The 18,587-nt window shown below is 63.9% G+C and carries 18 protein-coding genes; 9 read left to right on the top strand and 9 right to left on the bottom strand.

The window, feature by feature from the left end:
- Positions 1 to 205 precede the first annotated feature (205 nt).
- Together rnd and SOQ14_RS10035 are read left to right on the top strand one after the other, a co-directional pair.
- Complete coding sequence (gene rnd / locus SOQ14_RS10040; protein WP_322897968.1) at positions 206 to 1,402, top strand: ribonuclease D; 1,197 nt, start codon at positions 206 to 208, stop codon at positions 1,400 to 1,402.
- A 9-nt stretch (positions 1,403 to 1,411) separates the two neighbouring features.
- Positions 1,412 to 2,308, top strand: coding sequence for a hydrogen peroxide-inducible genes activator (locus tag SOQ14_RS10035; RefSeq protein ID WP_322897967.1), 897 nt, complete (start codon positions 1,412 to 1,414; stop codon positions 2,306 to 2,308).
- A 13-nt stretch (positions 2,309 to 2,321) separates the two neighbouring features.
- On the opposite strand, the gene pgsA is transcribed toward SOQ14_RS10035, so the two are convergent.
- Positions 2,322 to 2,930, bottom strand: coding sequence for a CDP-diacylglycerol--glycerol-3-phosphate 3-phosphatidyltransferase (gene pgsA, locus SOQ14_RS10030; RefSeq protein WP_322897966.1), 609 nt, complete (start codon positions 2,928 to 2,930; stop codon positions 2,322 to 2,324).
- Between the two features lie 119 nt (positions 2,931 to 3,049).
- On the opposite strand from pgsA, the gene SOQ14_RS10025 reads away from it, so the two are divergent.
- Positions 3,050 to 4,375: an MFS transporter gene (locus tag SOQ14_RS10025; protein ID WP_322897965.1), complete on the top strand. Its 1,326-nt coding sequence runs from the start codon at positions 3,050 to 3,052 to the stop codon at positions 4,373 to 4,375.
- On the opposite strand, the gene SOQ14_RS10020 is transcribed toward SOQ14_RS10025, so the two are convergent.
- On the bottom strand, positions 4,365 to 4,556 hold the full coding sequence (locus SOQ14_RS10020) for a hypothetical protein (RefSeq protein WP_322897964.1): 192 nt from the start codon (positions 4,554 to 4,556) through the stop codon (positions 4,365 to 4,367). The two genes, SOQ14_RS10025 and SOQ14_RS10020, sit on opposite strands and share 11 nt — an antisense overlap.
- A gap of 197 nt (positions 4,557 to 4,753) precedes the next feature.
- On the opposite strand from SOQ14_RS10020, the gene SOQ14_RS10015 reads away from it, so the two are divergent.
- On the top strand, positions 4,754 to 6,436 hold the full coding sequence (locus SOQ14_RS10015) for a thiamine pyrophosphate-binding protein (RefSeq protein WP_322898131.1): 1,683 nt from the start codon (positions 4,754 to 4,756) through the stop codon (positions 6,434 to 6,436).
- A 4-nt stretch (positions 6,437 to 6,440) separates the two neighbouring features.
- Here SOQ14_RS10015 and SOQ14_RS10010 read toward each other — a convergent pair whose 3' ends face one another.
- Positions 6,441 to 6,866 (bottom strand): EVE domain-containing protein, encoded by a 426-nt coding sequence (locus SOQ14_RS10010; protein ID WP_322897963.1) that lies wholly within the window; start codon positions 6,864 to 6,866, stop codon positions 6,441 to 6,443.
- Positions 6,867 to 7,088: 222 nt separating this feature from the next.
- Here SOQ14_RS10010 and SOQ14_RS10005 point away from each other — a divergent pair, with 222 nt between their 5' ends.
- The 5 genes from SOQ14_RS10005 (at position 7,089) to SOQ14_RS09985 (ending at position 12,430) form a co-directional block, all read left to right on the top strand.
- Complete coding sequence (locus SOQ14_RS10005; protein ID WP_322897962.1) at positions 7,089 to 8,750, top strand: putative bifunctional diguanylate cyclase/phosphodiesterase; 1,662 nt, start codon at positions 7,089 to 7,091, stop codon at positions 8,748 to 8,750.
- Between the two features lie 113 nt (positions 8,751 to 8,863).
- Entirely contained in the window at positions 8,864 to 9,673 is an 810-nt protein-coding gene (gene dapF, locus SOQ14_RS10000) for a diaminopimelate epimerase (RefSeq protein ID WP_322897961.1), read from the top strand.
- On the top strand, positions 9,670 to 10,857 hold the full coding sequence (locus SOQ14_RS09995; RefSeq protein ID WP_322897960.1) for a MiaB/RimO family radical SAM methylthiotransferase: 1,188 nt from the start codon (positions 9,670 to 9,672) through the stop codon (positions 10,855 to 10,857). Before dapF ends, SOQ14_RS09995 begins: the two co-directional genes overlap by 4 nt.
- Positions 10,854 to 11,780 carry a signal recognition particle-docking protein FtsY gene (gene ftsY / locus SOQ14_RS09990; protein ID WP_322897959.1) on the top strand — a complete coding sequence of 309 codons (927 nt, stop codon included), beginning with the start codon at positions 10,854 to 10,856 and terminating at the stop codon, positions 11,778 to 11,780. Before SOQ14_RS09995 ends, ftsY begins: the two co-directional genes overlap by 4 nt.
- Positions 11,780 to 12,430 carry an inner membrane-spanning protein YciB gene (locus SOQ14_RS09985; protein ID WP_322897958.1) on the top strand — a complete coding sequence of 217 codons (651 nt, stop codon included), beginning with the start codon at positions 11,780 to 11,782 and terminating at the stop codon, positions 12,428 to 12,430. Before ftsY ends, SOQ14_RS09985 begins: the two co-directional genes overlap by 1 nt.
- Here the strand turns inward: SOQ14_RS09985 and SOQ14_RS09980 are convergent, their stop codons facing one another.
- The 6 genes from SOQ14_RS09980 to SOQ14_RS09955 all read right to left on the bottom strand — a co-directional run bounded on the left by SOQ14_RS09980 (position 12,431) and on the right by SOQ14_RS09955 (position 18,585).
- Positions 12,431 to 12,805, bottom strand: a complete 375-nt coding sequence (locus SOQ14_RS09980; protein WP_322897957.1) for a VOC family protein — start codon at positions 12,803 to 12,805, stop codon at positions 12,431 to 12,433.
- Between the two features lie 95 nt (positions 12,806 to 12,900).
- Entirely contained in the window at positions 12,901 to 14,853 is a 1,953-nt protein-coding gene (locus tag SOQ14_RS09975; protein WP_322897956.1) for a potassium transporter Kup, read from the bottom strand.
- 126 nt (positions 14,854 to 14,979) lie between these two features.
- Positions 14,980 to 15,627, bottom strand: coding sequence for a tetratricopeptide repeat protein (locus SOQ14_RS09970; RefSeq protein WP_322897955.1), 648 nt, complete (start codon positions 15,625 to 15,627; stop codon positions 14,980 to 14,982).
- Positions 15,624 to 16,064, bottom strand: a complete 441-nt coding sequence (locus tag SOQ14_RS09965; RefSeq protein ID WP_322897954.1) for a cytochrome c-type biogenesis protein — start codon at positions 16,062 to 16,064, stop codon at positions 15,624 to 15,626. Before SOQ14_RS09965 ends, SOQ14_RS09970 begins: the two co-directional genes overlap by 4 nt.
- Positions 16,061 to 16,612, bottom strand: a complete 552-nt coding sequence (locus SOQ14_RS09960; RefSeq protein WP_322897953.1) for a DsbE family thiol:disulfide interchange protein — start codon at positions 16,610 to 16,612, stop codon at positions 16,061 to 16,063. The genes SOQ14_RS09965 and SOQ14_RS09960 overlap by 4 nt, the downstream gene beginning before the upstream one ends.
- Positions 16,609 to 18,585 carry a heme lyase CcmF/NrfE family subunit gene (locus SOQ14_RS09955; protein ID WP_322897952.1) on the bottom strand — a complete coding sequence of 659 codons (1,977 nt, stop codon included), beginning with the start codon at positions 18,583 to 18,585 and terminating at the stop codon, positions 16,609 to 16,611. Before SOQ14_RS09955 ends, SOQ14_RS09960 begins: the two co-directional genes overlap by 4 nt.
- Positions 18,586 to 18,587 lie beyond the last annotated feature (2 nt).

Below are 18,587 nucleotides of genomic sequence, written 5' to 3'. Positions count from 1 at the left end.
TGACGCTAAGGCGCGCGCGGCAAAGGTCTTGCTTGCCATATCCGGCATTTTTGAGGCCTGCGCCTAATCGCGCCGCGCTAACAGGGCAAGGGCGGGTCTTTGTCAAGCAGGGGCCGCAGCTTTCCATCATCTGCGCGCGCATCATTGGGGCATGGAGGCACACGCCTCCGAGGGCGGCACTCCGCCCGCAGAGCGAAACGAAGACATGAAAATCCATCCGCTGATCACCACGACCGAGGCTCTCTCCGACCTCTGCGACCGCCTTGCCAAGTCCGATTTCGTCGCGGTCGACACCGAGTTCATGCGCGAGAACACCTATTGGCCGGAACTGTGCCTGGTGCAGATCGCCAACACCGAAGAGGCTGCGGCGATTGATCCGCTGGCTGATGGCATTGATCTTGCCCCGCTGCTTGAACTGATGTGCAACAATGAAGACGTGCTCAAGGTCTTCCATGCTGGCGGGCAGGATGTCGAGATCATCGTCAACCTCACGGGCAAGACCCCGCATCCGATCTTCGACACCCAGATCGCGATGATGGCGATCAGCCAGTCCGAACAGATCGGCTATGCGAATCTGGTCGAAACCTGGCTTGGTCTCACCATCGACAAGGGCGCGCGCTTCACCGACTGGAGCCGCCGCCCGCTGACCGATCGCCAGATCGAATATGCGATCGGCGATGTGACTCATCTGGCAAGCATCTTCCCGCGCATCCTGAAGAAGCTGATGAAAACGGGTCGCGGTGTGTGGCTTGATGCCGAGATGGAAAAGCTCGCCGATCCCGCCAATTACCTGATCGATCCGGGCAGCGCGTGGAAGCGCATCCGGCAGGTCGGGCGTAATCCGCAAGTGCTCGGCCGGATGAAGGCGCTGGCGGCGTGGCGCGAAGGCGAAGCGCAGCACAAGAATATTCCGCGCGGCCGGATCATGCGCGACGAAACCCTCGCCGATATTGCCTCGCACCCGCCCAAAGCCCAAGCCGATCTTGCGAAGGTGCGCGGGCTTTCAGCCGCGTGGCGCGACAATGATATCGGCAAGCGGCTGATGAAGGTGCTGGCCGACGCCCAGCCGCTGCCCAAGGATGAAATGCCCGACAAGGTCGGCCGCGGGGCCCCGCTCGGCAAGGAAGGCGCGCTGGTTGCCGACTTGCTCAAGCTGCTGCTCAAGATCCGCGCCCGCGAAATTGATGTCGCGGCGCGGCTCCTAACCCGTGCCGAGGAAATGGAAGCCCTCGCCGCCGGGGTGCGCGATCTGCCAGTGCTGCAAGGGTGGCGTTTCGAAGTGTTCGGGCGCGATGCGCTCGATCTGGTTGAAGGCAAGCTCGCCTTCGCGGTGGAGCAGGGCAAGCTCAAGATGACGCATATCGACGATGTGGCAGACCCGGCGTCGCTGGCGGCGGAATAGGCCTGCGTCGTGAGCACCTACCTCCCCACCATCAAGCAGCTGCAATATCTCGTGGCGCTCCACGAGCATGGCCATTTCGGCAAGGCCGCCGATGCCTGCTTCGTCTCGCAATCGACGCTCTCGGCAGGGATCCGCGAGCTGGAGTCGCTGCTTGGTGTGGTGCTGGTCGAACGCTCGCGCCGGGTGGTGCGCTTCACCGCGCTCGGCGAGCAGGTGGTGGCCAAAGCCAACCGCTTGCTGCGCGAAGCCGAAGAGCTGACCGATCTCGTGCAGGCCTCGGGCAAGCCGCTGGCGGGCGACTTGCGCATGAGCGTCATTCCCACCATTGCCCCCTTCATGCTGCCGCGGGTGCTGCCGCGCCTCAAGCGCGAGCGGCCCGATCTCAAGCTGATGCTGCGCGAGGAAACCAGTCAGGATGCGCTGGAATCGCTCCATCACGGGCGGGTCGATTGCGTGCTGCTCGCGCTGCCCTTTGATATTGGTGAGGCTGCGGTCGAGCATATTTGCGATGACCGGCTGTTTGTCGCCTTCCCCAAGGATGATCCGCGCGATCCGCCCGCGGCGATCCCGCCCGATATGATCGATCAGGGCCGCCTGCTGTTGCTGGAAGATGGCCATTGTCTACGCGAACATGCGCTCGCTGCCTGCAATCGCAGCGAGCTGCGCGCCAGCGCGGCCATGATCGGCACCAGCCTGCACACGCTGGTGCAGTTGGTGGATAATGATCTCGGCCTCACCTTGCTGCCGGAAATGGCGATCGAGGCCGGCATTCTGAACGGCACTGATGTGGTGGCGCGCCCGGTTGAAAGCGCCACGGCCAAGCGCGAGATCGCGCTGGTATGGCGCAAGAATTCCCCGCGGGAGGCTGATTTCCGCCTGCTCGCCGAGGAATTGCGGGCAGGATAAGGCGCGTGCAGCCTCAATCCATGTGTTTGAGGCCGACTCTCAGATAATCCCATCCGGTGATGCAGGTCAGCACGGCTGCGGCCCAGAGTGCGGCAAGGCCAGCGACATGGATCCAGCTATCGGCAAAGGTGCGGCACATGTCGCCCACCGACTGGCAGGGCTGGCCATGCACCGCACCGCCGAGGATCAGCGCGCCGAGTGCGATCAGCTGGAACGTCGTCTTCCACTTGGCAAGGCGTGACACCGGCACGGACACCTGAATGCCGCCGAGAAATTCGCGCAGGCCCGAGACCGCAATCTCGCGGATCAGGATGATCAGCCCGGCAATCACATGCATATCGCCGACATAGGGCCCGCGCAGATAGCCCTGCGCTGTCAGGATCAGGATCACCGTTGCCACCATGATCTTGTCGGCAATCGGATCGAGGAACACGCCGAGCTTCGAGACCGTCCCTTGCGCGCGCGCCAGATAGCCATCAAAATAATCGGTAATGGCGATCACGGTGTAGAGCACGAAGGCGACCAGATAGCCCGCCTGCCAGCCGGGCCACCACAGGAAGAACCCGAGCAGCGGGAGCGCGGCAATCCGCGACAAGGTGAGGATATTGGGCAAGGTCAGCATAGTGCGCTGCAACTTCTAGCGTGCGCGGGCCGCGCGCAAAAGCACCAAAGCAAAGCTTGTGAACGCCTGCGTGTGCGCTATGTCATGGCCCGCAACAGGAGCGATTGCGGCACACCTCCATGACAACATCCACTCATTTGCTGCGCCAGCGGCGGTTTGCACCGCTGTTCGTGACGCAGCTTCTCAATGCGCTCAACGATAATCTGTACAAGAACGCGATGGTGCTGTTCGTGGTCTATCAGGTGTATAATTCGCCTGAGACCGAGACCTTCATCAGCGGGGTGGCCACGGCGGTGTTCGTGCTGCCGTTCGTGCTGTTTTCAGCCACGGCGGGCCAATTGGCCGATATGCGTGACAAGGCCAAGATCATCCGCTGGATCAAGTTTGCCGAAATCATCATCATGTCGGTGGGCGCGAGCGGGCTGGTGCTCGCCGCGCGCGGGATGCAGGTGGAAAGCCTGGCGATCCCGCTGCTGTTCACCGCGCTGTTCGCGATGGGGGTGCATTCGACTTTCTTCGGACCGATCAAGTACGCGATCCTGCCGCAGCATCTGCACAAGGACGAAGTGCTCGCCGGCACCGGTCTGGTCGAAGCGGGCACCTATGTCGCGATTCTCGTCGGGATGATGTTGGGCGGCGCGTTGCCGATCATGGCCAGCACGATCGGGGTCATCGTGATCGCGCTGATTGGCTATGTGGCGTGCCGCTGGGTGCCCGCAGCCCCGGCAGAGACAACCGAAACCAAGGTGGATTGGAACCCGTGGCGCGCCTCGCAATCCCTCATCAGCTTTTCGATGAACAACCGGGAATTGCGCTATTCGGTGCTGGCGATCAGCTATTTCTGGACGATTGCGGCAATCCTTTCGGTGCAATTCATCCCGCTCGCCAAGAATGTCCTGCTCGCGGACAAGCAGGTGGCGGCGGTGATGCTGGTGGCCTTTTCCGCCGGGATCGCGATCGGATCGGTGTCGATCAACGCGCTGCTGAAAGGCGATATTTCAGCGCGCTATTCCGCTCCGTCAGTGCTGGTGATGGGCGGGCTTTTGATCACCTTCTACCTTATCTGCCGGATGTGGAACCTTGCACCCGCAGGCGGCGGACTGTTCAGCGTGGGAGAATTCCTTGCCCAGCCGCTCGCGCTGGTGCTGATTGCCAATCTTCTGCTGATCGCGGTGGCGGGCGGGATGTTCGTCGTTCCGCTCTATGCCTTTCTGACCACGCGGGTGGCGGTCAATCAGGCGTCGCGCTCGGTGGCGGCGAATAACCTGATTTCCTCTGTCTTCATGGTGGTGGGCGCGGTGGCGGCAGGTGCGCTTGGCTTTCTCGGCATTCCGCTGGAAGAACAGCTGCTGGCGAGCCTCGTGCTGTGCGGTGTCTCGGCCTCGGTGGCGCGCAAGCTGCACGCGACCGAAGCGGATCGGGCGCCTGAAGCTCTTAAAGGATGAAGGCGAAGATCGCGGCGGTGGCGGCGAGATAGACGCTGGCAAAACCGCGCACGTCCTCGGCCGTGAGCCGCCACAGGCTTTCCGCCGGGATCGGGATCAGATCGGCTTTGACATGCGGCGGCAGGCTCCGCCGGAACCAGTGCCGCGCGGTCTCATCAGTCAGGACAAGGTTGCGACGCATGGCCTGCGCTCCTGCAAGGTGCTTGTGATTTTTACGACTCGACCAAAATAGCTTAACCTTTTCTTAACCATTTCAGAAGGGCAATCAGGCCGCAGCGCGCACCTATCTGAGTTTTGTGAGACACAGGCCGCGCCAGAGGTTTGCCGCACCCGCAAAGCGGGCTAGGGAGCGGGCGGGGGCCGATGGGAGTGAGCATGATGAATGGTGCGGCATCGCAAAGCGCTGCGGAATTGCTGGTGGATTGTCTTGCGGCGCAGGGCTGCGAGCGGATCTTCACCGTGCCGGGGGAGAGCTTTCTGGCCGTGCTCGATGCGCTGCATGATCGCCCGGCGATCACCGCCATAACCTGCCGTCAGGAAGGCGGCGCGGCGTTCATGGCCTGCGCCGATGGCGCGCTCACCGGGCGGCCGGGCATCGCTTTCGTCACGCGCGGTCCCGGTGCCACCAATGCCAGCATCGGGGTGCATGTCGCCCATCAGGATTCGCAGCCGATGATCCTGTTTGTGGGTGACGTGGCGCGCGGCATGCGTGATCGCGAAGGCTTTCAGGAAGTCGATTTCGCAGCGTTCTTTGCGCCGATTGCGAAATGGGCCGCGCGGATCGATGATCCCCTGCGCATCCCCGAATATGTCGCCCGCGCCTATGCCACTGCCATCAACGGGCGGCCCGGCCCGGTGGTGCTGGCGCTGCCCGAAGACATGCTGTGCGAAGCTGTGCCGGCGCAGATCGCGCCGCGCCCGATGGTCACCCGCCCGGCGCAGGCTCCCTGCCCCGATGCGATGCAGGCGCTGTTCGATCTGATTGCCGATGCGGCCAGCCCGATCGCGATCATTGGCGGCGCAGGCTGGAATGCCAAGGCGCGCGATCACTTCATGATCTTTGCCGAACGGATCGGCCTCCCTGTTGCCACCGCCTTCCGACGGCAGGATGCAATCAGCCCGGATTCGCTGGTCTATGCCGGGAACCTCGGCTATGGACCGAACCCCCAGCTCGTGACGCGGGTACGCGAGGCCGATCTGGTGATTGCCGTCGGCGCGCGGCTCGGTGAGGCCACCACCGATGGCTATGCCGTCCCCGGCCCTGAACACCCGGGACAGATCCTCGTGCATGTCCACCCCGATCCTGAAGAGCTGGGCCGGGTCTATCGCACCGATCTGGCGATCTGTGCGGCGATGGACGAATTCGCCGAAGCCGCGGCCCTTTGGGAAGATGCAAGGATCATTCCGTTCGATGCCGGGGCCGAGGCGCACCGTGCATGGCTGGCATGGAACACACCGACGCCGGCTGCAAACCCGCCCGCGCTCGATCTCGCGGCCTGCGTTGCGCACATGCGCGGCGCGCTGCCTGCCGATACGATCATCGCCAACGGGGCGGGCAATTTTGCCGGCTGGTGGCACCGCTACTGGCGCTATGCCGGTTATCCGAGCCAGCTCGCTCCGACCTGCGGCGCGATGGGTTATGGCGTGCCCGCAGCCATCGCCGCGGCGCTGCGGCTGCCTGATCGGACGGTCGTGGCCGTGGCGGGCGATGGCGATTTCCTGATGAACGGACAGGAACTGGCAACCGCCCAGCAATATGGCGCAAACCTCATCGTGCTGGTGGTCGATAACAGCGCCTATGGAACGATTCGCATGCATCAGGAGCGCGAATTTCCCGGTCGGGTCTCTGCCACCCGCCTTGCCAATCCCGATTTCGCCGCGTTTGCGCGCAGTTTCGGGGCATGGAGCGCCCGCGCCGAGACGACGGCGCAATTCTTCACTGCGCTTGGCCAGGCAAAGGATCAGACCGGGGTGCGGCTCATTCACATGGTGATCGAGGTCGAACAGCTGGCTGCCAGCGGGGCAACCGTCAGCGGATTGCGGGCGAAAGCCGCCGGTTAACGCGTCAGCCGCCCCGCGCCATTTCGCAGATCACCGCCCATTCGGCGGGCGTGACGCCGCATACCGACAGGCGCGATTGCCGGATCAATTGCATCTCCGCGAGGCGCGGCTCAGCCTTGATTGCTGTCAGGGTGACCGGATGGGCAAAGCGCGCCTTGGGCTTGACCTTGACGGCGGCCCACTTGCCGGTTTCGTCCGTGGGGTCAGTGATCCCGGCGACACTGATGGTGCAGATGCCGACCACCTCCAATCCCTCGCGGGAGTGGTAGAAGAACGCTTCATCACCCACTTGCATGGCGGCCAGATTGTTGCGCGCCTGATAATTGCGCACCCCGTCCCAGGTGCCTTCGCCTTCGGCCACCAGATCGTCCCAGCTGTATTTGAAGGGTTCCGATTTCATCAACCAGTACTGTTTGGTCTGTGCGGCCATGATGATCCTCTTGCGCATGAATGCCGGACTTGTGCCCGACATGACGGATGCGCCTGTTAACGCGACCCGGCCCACCGCGCCAGAGCCGGCGCCGCATAAGCAACGGCAATGAGGGCGGGGTTAACCTGATCTTTAGGCAAACCTGTGAAAGAGCGACGCAGGCTCTTTCTGCGTCGATTACCGGTGGAGCCACCAGATCAACGAGGTAAGTGAATGGTGGGCATGGCAGGCAACAGCAAGCGGCTGCTGAACGCAGAGCGCGACCTTATCGTCCTTATTGTGGTGTTTGCCGCCATTGTCATGTTCGTCGCGATCGGCGGTGTCGCCGTGCCGCGCGCCATCTCGGCGCTGTTTTTCGCCGGTGATCGCGCCGATAATCTGCTGACCAGTGCCCTGCTCCTGAATATTGCGCTCATCATCTTTGGCTGGCGCCGCTACCGCGAGCTTGAAGTCGAGATCGACGAGCGCAAGCGCGCCGAAGAACAGGCACGGCTGCTGGCCGAGCTTGATCCGCTGACCGGGTGCCTCAACCGTCGCAGCATGGCAACGGCCACTGAAAACCTGCGCGCCAAGGCCCATGCCCGCGGACAGGTGGTGGCCTATTGCCTGATCGACGTGGATCACTTCAAGCAGATCAATGACGTTTACGGCCACCTTGCAGGCGATAATGCGCTGGTGGAATTGTGCCGCCGCTTCACCAAGGTGCTGCCCAAGGATGCCTGCCTCGCCCGTCTGGGCGGAGATGAATTCGCCTTTGTTGTGGCCTATGATCGCGGCAAGCATGAACGGATCGATGATCTGGTGATCCGCCTGTTCGAAGCGGCCAGCCTGCCCTTCCAGCTTGACCGGGTGACGATCGAGGCCACGATCTGTGCCGGGGTCGCGACCGACGAGCCGCAGACCGGTGAAGAGGTGCACAGCGCCGAAACCCTGATGCACCGGGCAGACATGGCGATGTACGAAGCCAAGAAGCAGGGCCGCAACCGCTATTTCTGGTTTGAACCCAGCATGGAAAGCGAACTGCGCTTCCGTAATGATTTGGAAATAGGCATCCGTCGGGGCCTTCATAACGGCGAATTCGAGCCCTATTACGAACAGCAGATCGATCTTGAGACCGGCAAGCTTGTCGGCTTCGAGATGCTGGCCCGCTGGCGCTCGCCGCAACTGGGCCTGGTCAGCCCCGAAGTGTTCATCCCGGTGGCCGAAGAGATCGGCCTCATCCACGAATTGTCCGAGCATCTCATGCAGCGTGCCTTTGTCGATGCGCGCGAGTGGGATGATGCGCTGACCCTCTCGATCAATATCTCGCCGGTACAATTGCGCGATCCGTGGTTCTCGCAAAAACTGCTCAAGATGCTGGTTGCCGCCAAGTTCCCGCCGCACCGGCTGGAGATCGAGATCACCGAAAGCTGCCTGCACGAAAATGTCGGCATGGTGCGTTCGATGATCACGAGCCTGCGCAATCAGGGCGTGAAGGTAAGCCTTGATGATTTCGGCACCGGCTATTCCAGCTTCGAACAATTGCGCACCCTGCCGTTCGATCGGCTGAAGATCGATCACAGCCTGGTTTCCGAGCTGCGCGAAGGCGATGGCAGTTCACGGATCATCGATGCGATTGTCTCGCTCGGGCGCGGGCTTAATCTGCCGATCACCGCCGAAGGCGTCGAAGATGAAAAGATCCTTGCCGCGCTCAAGGGCATGGGTGGGCTCAAAGCGCAGGGCTATGTCTATGGTCGGCCCGAAACCGCCGATCAGGTGCGCGAACGGCTGCGGCTGGCCGGATTGCTTTCTGCACCCGCGCATCCGCTGCGGGGAAGCGGGCCGGCTGCCGTTGCCACCAAGTCCGAGGAACCGGCACAGCCACGCCGCATGTTCCACCCTTGATTGCCGGGTTTGGCCGGGAGGGATGCAGGCCTCCACCGCTTGCTATCCGGCGCTGGCCCGCATGATCGCAAGGGTGGACGAAACCCGCCGCGCGCAATAGAGGCGCGCAGGTGATGCGCGTCCCTTTCATCAAGATGCACGGTCTCGGCAATGATTTCGTGGTGCTGGACGCCCGCGACAATTCCTTGCCCGCCATGACCCCGCAGGTCGCCCGCGCGCTGGCAGACCGGCGGCTGGGTATTGGCTGCGATCAGGTGGTACTGCTCGAGCCGAGCGAGACCTGCGATTTCCGTGTGCGCTTCTTCAACGCAGATGGCAGCGAATCCGGTGCCTGCGGCAATGGCAGCCGCGCGGTCGCCCTGCTCCACGGCGCGCACGCTGTGGTCGAGACCGCTGGCGGGCCGATCACGCTTGAACCGTTGTCGGGCGGCGCGCAGGTCGATATGGGCAGTCCGCGGTTCGATTGGGACGCGATCCCGCTCGCCTACGCGATGGATATCTTCGCGATGCCGGTGGGCTGGGACGTGCTGCAAAGCCCGATGGCGGTCAGTGTCGGCAATCCCCACGTGGTGTTCTTCGTCGAGAATGCCGATGCGGTTGATCTGGCCAGCCTTGGCCCGGTGATCGAACACGATCCACTCTTCCCCGAACGGGTCAATGTGAATGTGGCGAGCCTTGCCGGGCGCGATCATCTCACCCTGCATGTCTGGGAACGCGGAGCAGGCCTCACGCGCGCCTGCGGGAGCGGAGCCTGCGCAACCGCCGTTGCTGCAATCCGCAAGGGACTGGCGGCAAGCCCGGTCAGGGTAAGCCTGCCCGGCGGCGATCTGACGATTGCCTGGCAGCCCGGCGGAACCATCCTGATGCGCGGGCCTGCCAACGAAAGCTTCCGCGGCACCTTCGCGTGGGATGACTACGCGTGAACGCACCCGCTCCGCTCGAGCCCACGATCGTCAGTCTCGGCTGCCGCATGAACATTGCCGAAAGCGAGCGGATGCGCGCTATGCTGCGCGGGCAGGATGTGGTGGTGATCAATTCCTGCGCCGTGACCAGCGAAGCGGTGCGCCAGACCCGGCAGGCGATCCGCCGGGCCCGCGCTGATCATCCGGCGGCAAGGCTGGTGGTGACAGGCTGCGCCGCCGAGATCGACCGGGCGCGCATCGGCGGGATGGATGAAGTCGACGGGATCATCGCTAACACCGCGAAACTGGATCCGCGCAGCTGGAACATTCCGGCGCATGATGCCCCGCTGGTTCCCGCCCGCACCCGCGCCTTTATCGCGGTGCAGAATGGCTGCGATCACGCCTGCACCTTCTGCATCATCCCGCAAGGGCGCGGGGTCAGCCGGTCTCTCGGCATCGCCGCAGTCCTGCACGAGGTCGAGACGCACCTCGCAGCAGGAGCGCAGGAAGTCGTGCTCACCGGCGTCGATCTTACAAGCTGGGGCCATGACCTGCCCGGCGCCCCGCGGCTTGGCGCGCTGGTCGAGGCGATCCTTGCCGCCTTCCCAGCCCTGCCCCGCCTGCGCCTGTCCTCGGTCGACGGGATCGAGATCGACGACGTCCTGTTCGATCTGATCGCCCACGAACCGCGCGTGATGCCGCATCTGCACCTCTCGTTGCAGCATGGCGCTGACCTGATCCTCAAGCGCATGAAGCGCCGCCACTTGCGCCGCGATGCGGTGGATCTGGTGGCGCGTTTGCAGGCCCTGCGCCCCGAGATCGCGATCGGCGCCGATCTGATCGCGGGCTTCCCCACCGAAAGCGACGCGCACCACGCCGACAACCTTGCGATCATCCGCGAGCTTTGCATCGTCCACGGCCATGTCTTCCCCTACTCGCCCCGTCCCGGCACGCCAGCCGCCCGCATGCCGCAAATCCCGCCCGCCGTGGTGAAAGAGCGCGCTGCCGCCTTGCGCAGCGCTGTTGCGGCCGAACGGAGCGCGTGGCTTCACACGCTGATCGGCAGGCCCTTTGCCGTACTCGCCGAACGCGACGGCACCGGCTATGCCCCCAATTATGCGCGGTTCCGCCTGCCCCCCGGCACGCCACCGGGCGAGGTGGTGATGATCACCGCGCACACCATCAAAGAAGGATTGCTTGCATGAGTGAGACCGGCTGGAGCCAGCGCCTGCTCGGCGGCTTTGCCAAGACCTCGGAACGCCTTGCCGGAAATCTCGCAGGGCTTTCGGGCGGCACCGCCAAGCTTGATGACAGCGTGCTCGACGATCTCGAAGATGCGCTGATCATGTCGGATCTTGGCCCGGCGGCCGCCGCACGTATCCGCGCCAAGCTGGCCGAACGGCGCTTCGGGCTGGAAATCACCGCGCGCGAGCTGAAAGAGGCCGTCGCCGAAGAAATCGCCGAAATCCTGCGCCCGGTGGCCAAGCCGCTCGAAATCACCGCCTTCCCGCGCCCGCAGGTGATCCTCGTGATCGGGGTCAATGGCAGCGGCAAGACCACCACGATCGCCAAGCTGGCCCACCTCTTCATGGAGGATGATTACAGCGTGCTGCTGGCGGCGGGTGACACTTTCCGCGCGGCCGCTATCGGCCAGCTTGCAACCTGGGCCGGACGGATCGGGGTTGATATTGTGCGCGGGCCCGAAGGCGGCGATCCGGCGAGCATCGTGTTCGACGCGGTCAAGCAGGCCACCGACACCGGGATCGATGCGCTGATTGTCGACACCGCCGGGCGGCTCCAGAACAAGAAAGAGCTGATGGAGGAACTGGCCAAGATCCGCCGGGTGCTCGGCCGCCTCAATCCGGAAGCGCCGCATGATGTCGTGCTGGTGCTGGATGCCACCAACGGCCAGAACGCGCTCGCCCAGATCGATGTGTTCAAGGAAGTGGCGGGAGTTACCGGCCTGATCATGACCAAGCTGGATGGCACCGCGCGCGGCGGGGTGCTGGTGGCAGCCGCCGAGCAATATGGCCTGCCGATCCATGCCATTGGGGTGGGCGAGAAGATGGAAGACCTGCGCCCCTTCGATCCCGATCTCGTCGCCCGCGTGATTGCGGGGGTGGCGTGATGAGCGAGAACGAAACCAAAAAAGCCGCCTCAAGCTGGCTCAATGTCGCGGTCGATTACGGGCCGCTGCTGGTGTTCCTTGGCGTCTATCGCACGATGGCACCGGCAGACCCGAACCCGGCCGGGGAACTGGTCGCGATCATGTATGGCACCGGTGCCTTCATGGCGGCATCGGTCGCCGCCTTGCTGGTGTCGAAATGGCGGCTCGGCAAAGTCTCGCCGATGCTGTGGTTTTCCACTGCGCTGATCATGGGGTTCGGCGCGCTGACGATCTTCTTTGGCGATCCGACTTTTGTGCAATTGAAGCCGACCATCATCTACGCCGTGTTCGGCGTGGTGCTTTTGGTAGGGTTTGCGCTTGGCAAGCCCTTGCTGCGCATCCTGCTTGAAGCCGCGTTCGAGGGGCTGAACGATCAGGGCTGGATCAAACTGTCGCGCAACTGGGGGGTATTTTTCCTCGCGCTGGCCCTGCTCAATGAGGTCTTGCGCGCCCAGCTCGATTTTGAAGGCTGGCTTTGGGCCAAGCTGTGGGTGTTCCTGCCGCTGACCTTCCTGTTCACCTTCAGCCAGATCCCGATGCTGCTGAAGCACGGGCTGAGCCTTGAAAACCGCGACGAACCGCTCAAGAACGAGCCGCCAACGGGGGGCTGATCATCCGCGCGGTTGGGTCAGCGCGATGCGGTTGCCCTCGCTGTCCTCGATTTCGGCGACAAACCCGGCGACGCCGATATCCCTTTTAGCATAGAGCACCCGCCCCCCGCGTGCAATTGCACGCGCCAGCACTGCATCAATATCCGGAACATCGAAATAGATGATCGGCCCATCATGTGAGGGGCGGTAGACATCGCCTCGGGCGAGCGCCCCGCTCGCGCCAGGCTGATTATCGGCACGGGGGAAGAAGGCCATCTCGTAGCCGTCTACCGTCTTACGGTTCAGCGAATAGCCGAAGACAGCCTCGTAGAAGGCAACCGCCCGCTCCATGTCGGTGACTGGGATTTCGAAATGGAAAACCGGGTTGCTTGCCACGACTGTTTCGTCCTCAACGGATGCAGCATCTGCGACAGGGTCCGGTGCGCAGGCCGCGGCAAGCAGCACCAGTGCTGGAGCCAGCGCGCGCAAGCTCAGATCTCCAGCTGGCTTCCAAGCTCGACCACGCGGTTGGTGGGGAGCTTGAAAAAGTCCATCGCGCTCGCCGCATTGCGCAGCATCCAGGCGAACACCTTTTCGCGCCAGATCGACATGCCGGGGTGATCGCTTGCGATCAGGGTCTGGCGGGAGAGGAAGAAGCTGGTGTGCATCATATCGAATTCGCCGCCGCAGCGCTGCATCGTCTTGAGCCCTTGCGGCACATCGGTTTCTTCCATGAAGCCGTAGTGGAGCACCGCGCGGTAGAACCCGTCCCCGAGATCAGTCAGCTCGCAGCGCTTGTGCGGGCCGACAAAGGGCACGTCGGCAATGGCAATGGTGAGGATCACCACGCGTTCATGCAGCACCTTGTTGTGCTTGATGTTGTGGAGCAGCGCCGAAGGTACCCCCGCGCTCGAAGAGGCCATGAAAATCGCCGTGCCGGGCACCCTGACCGCCGAATTCTTCGCCGATTTGGCAAAGATTTCGAGCGGCAAGGTGCTTTCGCTCATGCGATCGCGCATCAGCTTGCGCCCGCGCGCCCAAGTGGTGAGCAGCGTGAAGATCACAAAGCCGATGAACAGCGGCACCCATCCGCCTTGCGGCACTTTGATCAGGTTCGCCCCGAAATAGGCAAGATCGACGATCAGGAACACCGCCACCAGCGGCAGCGCCTTCCACAGTGGCCAGCGCCACAGCGCGGTCAGCACGGCGGCAAGCAGCAGCGTGTCGATGAACATCGCCCCGGTCACCGCGATGCCATAGGCTGCGGCCAGATTGCTCGATGACTGGAAGAATAGCACCAGCAGGATCACCATCACCATCAGGCCCCAGTTGATCGCCGGAATGTAGATCTGCCCGGCGGCCGAGGCGCTGGTATGGTGAATATCCATGCGCGGGATGAAGCCTAGCTGGATGGCCTGCTGGGTCAGACTGAACGCGCCCGAAATCACCGCCTGACTGGCAATGATCGTCGCCAGCAGCGCAAGGATGATCACCGGCACGCGCACCGCATCGGGGATCATAAGGAAGAAGGGATCCTTGATCAGAGCCGCCGTCGCCTCCGGGGAGGTCTGTGACAGCACCAGCGCACCCTGCCCCATGTAATTCAGCATCAGCGCCGGGAATACGAAGATCAGCCACGAAATCCCGATCGGCTTGCGCCCGAAATGGCCCATGTCGGCGTAGAGCGCTTCGGCCCCGGTCACGGCCAGCACCACGCTGCCGAGAGCGATGAAGGCGGTAAACCCGTCAGTGATAAAGAAATTCAGCGCGTTCACCGGATTGACCGTCTCGAGGATGATCGCCGGATTGGCGCTGAGATGCATCACGCCGAGCGTCGCAAGCATCGCGAAATAGGTCAGCATGATCGGACCGAACAGCTTGCCCACCTTCTCGGTGCCGCGCGATTGGAGCGCAAACAGGCAAACCAGAATGGCAATCGCGGTCGGCACGATCCACGGCTCGAAGCCGGGGACGATGTATTGCAGACCTTCGGTCGCCGAGAGCACCGAGATGGCGGGCGTGATCATGCTGTCGCCGTAGAACAGCGCCGTGGCGAACACGCCCAGCAGCACCAGCGGCGCGGTCCACCCTGCGCTGTCGGTGGCGCGGCGGATCAGCGCCAGCAGCGCGAGACTGCCACCCTCCCCCTTGTTGTCGGCGCGGGTGATGGTGAGGACATATTTGACCGTCACCACCATCATCATCGACCAAAAGACGAGGCTCAGCACCCCGTGGATATGCGCGGCATCGGGCGAAATGCCCGGCGCGCCATGATGCGAGGCAAAGGTTTCGCGGAAAGCGTAAAGCGGGCTGGTGCCGATATCGCCGAACACCACGCCGACTGCGCCAATGGCCAACGCGGCTGTCGACGCGCGGCCATGCCCGCCGCCACCAGGGCCATCGTGCGAGGGAGACAACGGGGAAGAAGCGGTGGTGCTGTTCATCTCAGGCGGATTTCCCGTTGCTCCGGTACTGCCCAATCAGCCGGTGCGACTCCGGCGGGTGAGGCGGCGCGCCTAGCACCGGGCCTGCGGGCCTGCAACATCAGATCAGCAGGCGACACGGCAGTGTCACTGGCCTTGCAGCATCGGTGCGTTGGCGATCATCCGATCCAGATCCGCGACCTGCGCCGCCAGCCCTTCGCGCCACGGCGCATCGGGCGGGGAGCGTTCGACCAGCCCGGCCCATACCGCGCGCGCATTCCTGATCTCACCCGATTGGAGATAGGCAAAGCCGAGGAAATATTCCGCCCCGGGGTGATCCGGATTGATGCGCCGGGCACGATCAAAGGCATGGATCGCCGCCGGCGTGACATTGCCATCGGCATGGCCCACCAGCGCCATGCCCAGTGCCAACCAGCCTTCAAGATCGCCGGGGTTCTCGGCAAGGCCGCGCCGTAACAGGCCCGCGGCCTCGGCAAACTTGCCGCGCCGGGCAAAGCCATCCGAGGTGATGAGATAGTCGCTCGCCGGGCCGTCGCCTTCGAACAGCGCGCGGCGCCCTTGCACCATCGCCTCGCCCGCCCCGGCACCTTGGGCCTGCGGCGCAGTCGGCTTGGCGGGCTGACCGGGCGAACCCTGCCACGCATAGCCGGTCAGCCCGAACAGCAGCACCGCGGCAAACATCATGAGGCCTTCGCGCGGAGGCCGCAGCAGGAAGGCTGCCAGCACGAACGCACCCAGCGCCAAGGCGCCAATCGCCAGCCAGCCCGTGATCATGCGGCGTCGCCTTCGGCCGCGGTTTCATCCGCACGGCTGCGCCCGAGCCGGCGCACCAGCACCAGCAGCGCGCCCAGCGCGAGCAGCGCAGGGATCACGAAGAGCGGCCAGGTCGTCTGGCTCACTTCGGGGGAATAGCTGACATAATCGCCATAGCGCTCGATCAGCCACGCGCGCACCGCTTCGGGCTCTTCCCCGGCAAGGATGCGGCTGCGCACCTGATGGCGCATATCGCCCGCCATCGGCGCGTCGCTATCGGCAATCGACTGCGACTGGCACTTGAGGCAGCGCAAGGTGTGCATCAAGGCCGTAGCCTTGGCTTCGAGCGCCGGGTCCTCAAGCTGGGTGTAAGCATAGGGCGCCGGCGGGAGTGCATCCTGCCCCGCAGCAGGCAGGCTCAGCATCGCAAGCAGCAGCACAGCCAGAGCGCGGATCATTGCGCTTTCTCCAGCTCGGCCTTGAGCAACGCGATATGTTCAGGACGGATGTCGCCGATATGTTGATACCGGATCGTGCCATCCGCGCCGATTACGAAAGTCTCGGGCACACCCGATGATCCCAGTTCGAGCTGGACGGCGGAAATCTCGTCGGCCCCGATGCGGGTGTAGGGGTTGCCGTGGCGTTCGAGAAAGCGCGCGACATCTTCCGGCCGATCGCGGATCGCGATGCCGATGATCTCGACGCCTTGCGCCTTGAGCGCCTCAAGCTGGGGCGCTTCGGCGATGCATGGCAGGCACCAGCTCGCCCAGATGTTGAGCAGGCGCGGCTTGCCGCCCTGAAAATCGGTGTTGGCGGCGCCCGGTAGCCCTTCGAAAGCAGGCGGAAGCGCAAAGGCAGGGAGCGGCTTGCCCACCATGGTGGACTTGACGAATTGCTCCTTCTCCTGGGTCAGCATGTAGCCTGCGAGCCCGGCAAAGAAGGCGAAGAGCGCTAGCGGCAGCCACATCCACCAGCGCAGCCGCGAGGGGGTTCCGGGCGCGTTCATTCGGCAGGCTCCGGCACAAGATCAGCAAGGCCCGCGCGGCGATCCTCACCCAGTTCGGCGGCCTTGCGGCGCTTCACATCAACCTGCACCCGGCCAATGATCGCGAGCACGCCGCCCAGCGCGATCAGCAAGCCGCCATACCAGATGAAGGTCACAAACGGCTTCCACCAGACCCGCAGCTGCCAGCGGCCATCCGGCGTCTGGGTGCCGATCACCGCGTAGAGCTGTCCGTCCCAGCGGGTCAGCAGCGCGCTTTCACTGGTTGCCTGGGCGGGCGACCAGAAATTACGCGCCTGCGGGGCGAGCATCACCGCTGCCCCATCACCCTGACGGGCGGCAACGCGCGCTTCGATGGCCGTCCAGTTGGGGCCAGCGACTGGCGCAACGCCTTCCAGCGTGATCACCCAATCGCCCACCTTCACGGTATCGCCCGGCGCGACCGCAGCAAGGCGTTCCTCGGTGAAAGCCCCTTCGCTCGCCATGCCGAACAGCGACACCGCGACCCCGAAATGCGCCAGCACCATGCCCCAGACCGCCACCGGCACGCGCGCCAGCTTGCGGCCCCGCAGCGGCAGGAAAGCCGCCAGCGCGAGCGCCGCCGCCAGCCCAAGGCCAAGCACCGGCAGCAGCGGGTAATCACCCATGATCGCCACCGCCACCAGCACCGCGATCAGCACCGCGACAATCGCCAGCATTTCGAACAGCACACGTCCGGGCTTGTCTTCCTTCCACCGTAGCAAGGGGCCGACCGCCATCACCAGAAACATCGGGATCGCGAAGATCGCGCTCGCGGGGTTGAAATAGGGCGGGCCAACCGAAACCCGCGCGTCAAAGGCTTCGGCGAGCAGCGGATAAAGCGTGCCGAGCAGCACGATCGCAAGGATCGCCGAAAGCATCACATTGTTGAAGACGAGCGCGCCTTCGCGGCTCATCGCGGCAAAGCGCTTGCCTTCGGCAACAGCACTCGCGCGCAGGGCAAAGATCGTGAAGGCCCCGCCGATATAGATCAGCAGCAGCGCAAGGATGAACGCGCCCCGCTCGGGATCGACCGCGAAGGCGTGGACGCTGGTGAGCACGCCCGAACGCACCAGAAAGGTGCCGAGCATCGACATCGAGAACGCCAGCACGCCGAGCATGATCGTCCAGGTGCGCAGCGCATCACGTGCCGCAAGCACGCTTACCGAGTGCATCAGCGCTGTCGCGGCGAGCCACGGCATCAGCGAGGCATTCTCGACCGGGTCCCAGAACCACCATCCGCCCCAGCCAAGCTCGTAATAGGCCCAGTAAGAGCCCGCCGTGATCCCGAGCGTCAGCAGCACCCACGCACCAAGCACCCATGGCCGCATCGCGCGGGCAAAATTGGGATTGACCTCGCGCGTCAGCAGCGCGCCCATCGCAAGGCTGAAGGCCACCGACAGGCCGACATAGCCAGCATAGAGCGTCGGCGGGTGGATCGCGAGGCCGATATCCTGAAGCAACGGGTTGAGCCCGATGCCTTCGGCAGCCGGGACCGGCAGCCGTTCAAACGGGTTCGAGGACAACAGCAGAAAGGCATAGAAGCCGATGGCGATAAAGCCCTGCACGGCCAGCGTTGCGCCCATGGTGCGATCCGGCAGGCGCTTTTCAAAGCCGGCCAGCAAGCCGCCGGCCAAGGCCAGCACGCCGACCCACAGCAGCATCGAGCCTTCGTGATTGCCCCATGTTCCGGTGATCTTGTAGATGAAAGGCTTCATCGAATGCGAATTGGTGGCAACCAGCTTGATCGAAAGATCAGTGATCGCAAAAGCGCGCAGCAGCATGATGAAGGCCAGCACCGCGAGCACCGCCTGCACGATGGCGGCCGGACGCGCATAGACGGCCAGCGGGTGGACGCTGCCATCGATGCTGCGCAGCGCGGCCGCGCCAGCGAGCATCTGCAACACCGCCAAGGCTGCGGCCAGCCACAGGGCAGCAAGGCCAATCTCGGCGATCATTG

The sequence above is a fragment of the Erythrobacter epiphyticus genome (assembly GCF_034653295.1).
Lineage (GTDB): Bacteria > Pseudomonadota > Alphaproteobacteria > Sphingomonadales > Sphingomonadaceae > Erythrobacter.
This window is presented reverse-complemented; position numbering and strand designations above follow the sequence as displayed.

Excerpts from the sequence above, each read along its gene's own strand:
- rnd (WP_322897968.1), top strand. The coding sequence starts at position 206 with ATGAAAATCCATCCGCTGATCACCACGACCGAGGCTCTCTCCGACCTC.
- pgsA (WP_322897966.1), bottom strand. The coding sequence starts at position 2,930 with ATGCTGACCTTGCCCAATATCCTCACCTTGTCGCGGATTGCCGCGCTC.
- SOQ14_RS10025 (WP_322897965.1), top strand. The coding sequence starts at position 3,050 with ATGACAACATCCACTCATTTGCTGCGCCAGCGGCGGTTTGCACCGCTG.
- SOQ14_RS10020 (WP_322897964.1), bottom strand. The coding sequence starts at position 4,556 with ATGCGTCGCAACCTTGTCCTGACTGATGAGACCGCGCGGCACTGGTTC.
- SOQ14_RS10015 (WP_322898131.1), top strand. The coding sequence starts at position 4,754 with ATGAATGGTGCGGCATCGCAAAGCGCTGCGGAATTGCTGGTGGATTGT.
- SOQ14_RS10010 (WP_322897963.1), bottom strand. The coding sequence starts at position 6,866 with ATGGCCGCACAGACCAAACAGTACTGGTTGATGAAATCGGAACCCTTC.
- SOQ14_RS10005 (WP_322897962.1), top strand. The coding sequence starts at position 7,089 with ATGGCAGGCAACAGCAAGCGGCTGCTGAACGCAGAGCGCGACCTTATC.
- dapF (WP_322897961.1), top strand. The coding sequence starts at position 8,864 with ATGCGCGTCCCTTTCATCAAGATGCACGGTCTCGGCAATGATTTCGTG.
- ftsY (WP_322897959.1), top strand. The coding sequence starts at position 10,854 with ATGAGTGAGACCGGCTGGAGCCAGCGCCTGCTCGGCGGCTTTGCCAAG.
- SOQ14_RS09985 (WP_322897958.1), top strand. The coding sequence starts at position 11,780 with ATGAGCGAGAACGAAACCAAAAAAGCCGCCTCAAGCTGGCTCAATGTC.
- SOQ14_RS09975 (WP_322897956.1), bottom strand. The coding sequence starts at position 14,853 with ATGAACAGCACCACCGCTTCTTCCCCGTTGTCTCCCTCGCACGATGGC.
- SOQ14_RS09970 (WP_322897955.1), bottom strand. The coding sequence starts at position 15,627 with ATGATCACGGGCTGGCTGGCGATTGGCGCCTTGGCGCTGGGTGCGTTC.
- SOQ14_RS09965 (WP_322897954.1), bottom strand. The coding sequence starts at position 16,064 with ATGATCCGCGCTCTGGCTGTGCTGCTGCTTGCGATGCTGAGCCTGCCT.
- SOQ14_RS09960 (WP_322897953.1), bottom strand. The coding sequence starts at position 16,612 with ATGAACGCGCCCGGAACCCCCTCGCGGCTGCGCTGGTGGATGTGGCTG.
- SOQ14_RS09955 (WP_322897952.1), bottom strand. The coding sequence starts at position 18,585 with ATGATCGCCGAGATTGGCCTTGCTGCCCTGTGGCTGGCCGCAGCCTTG.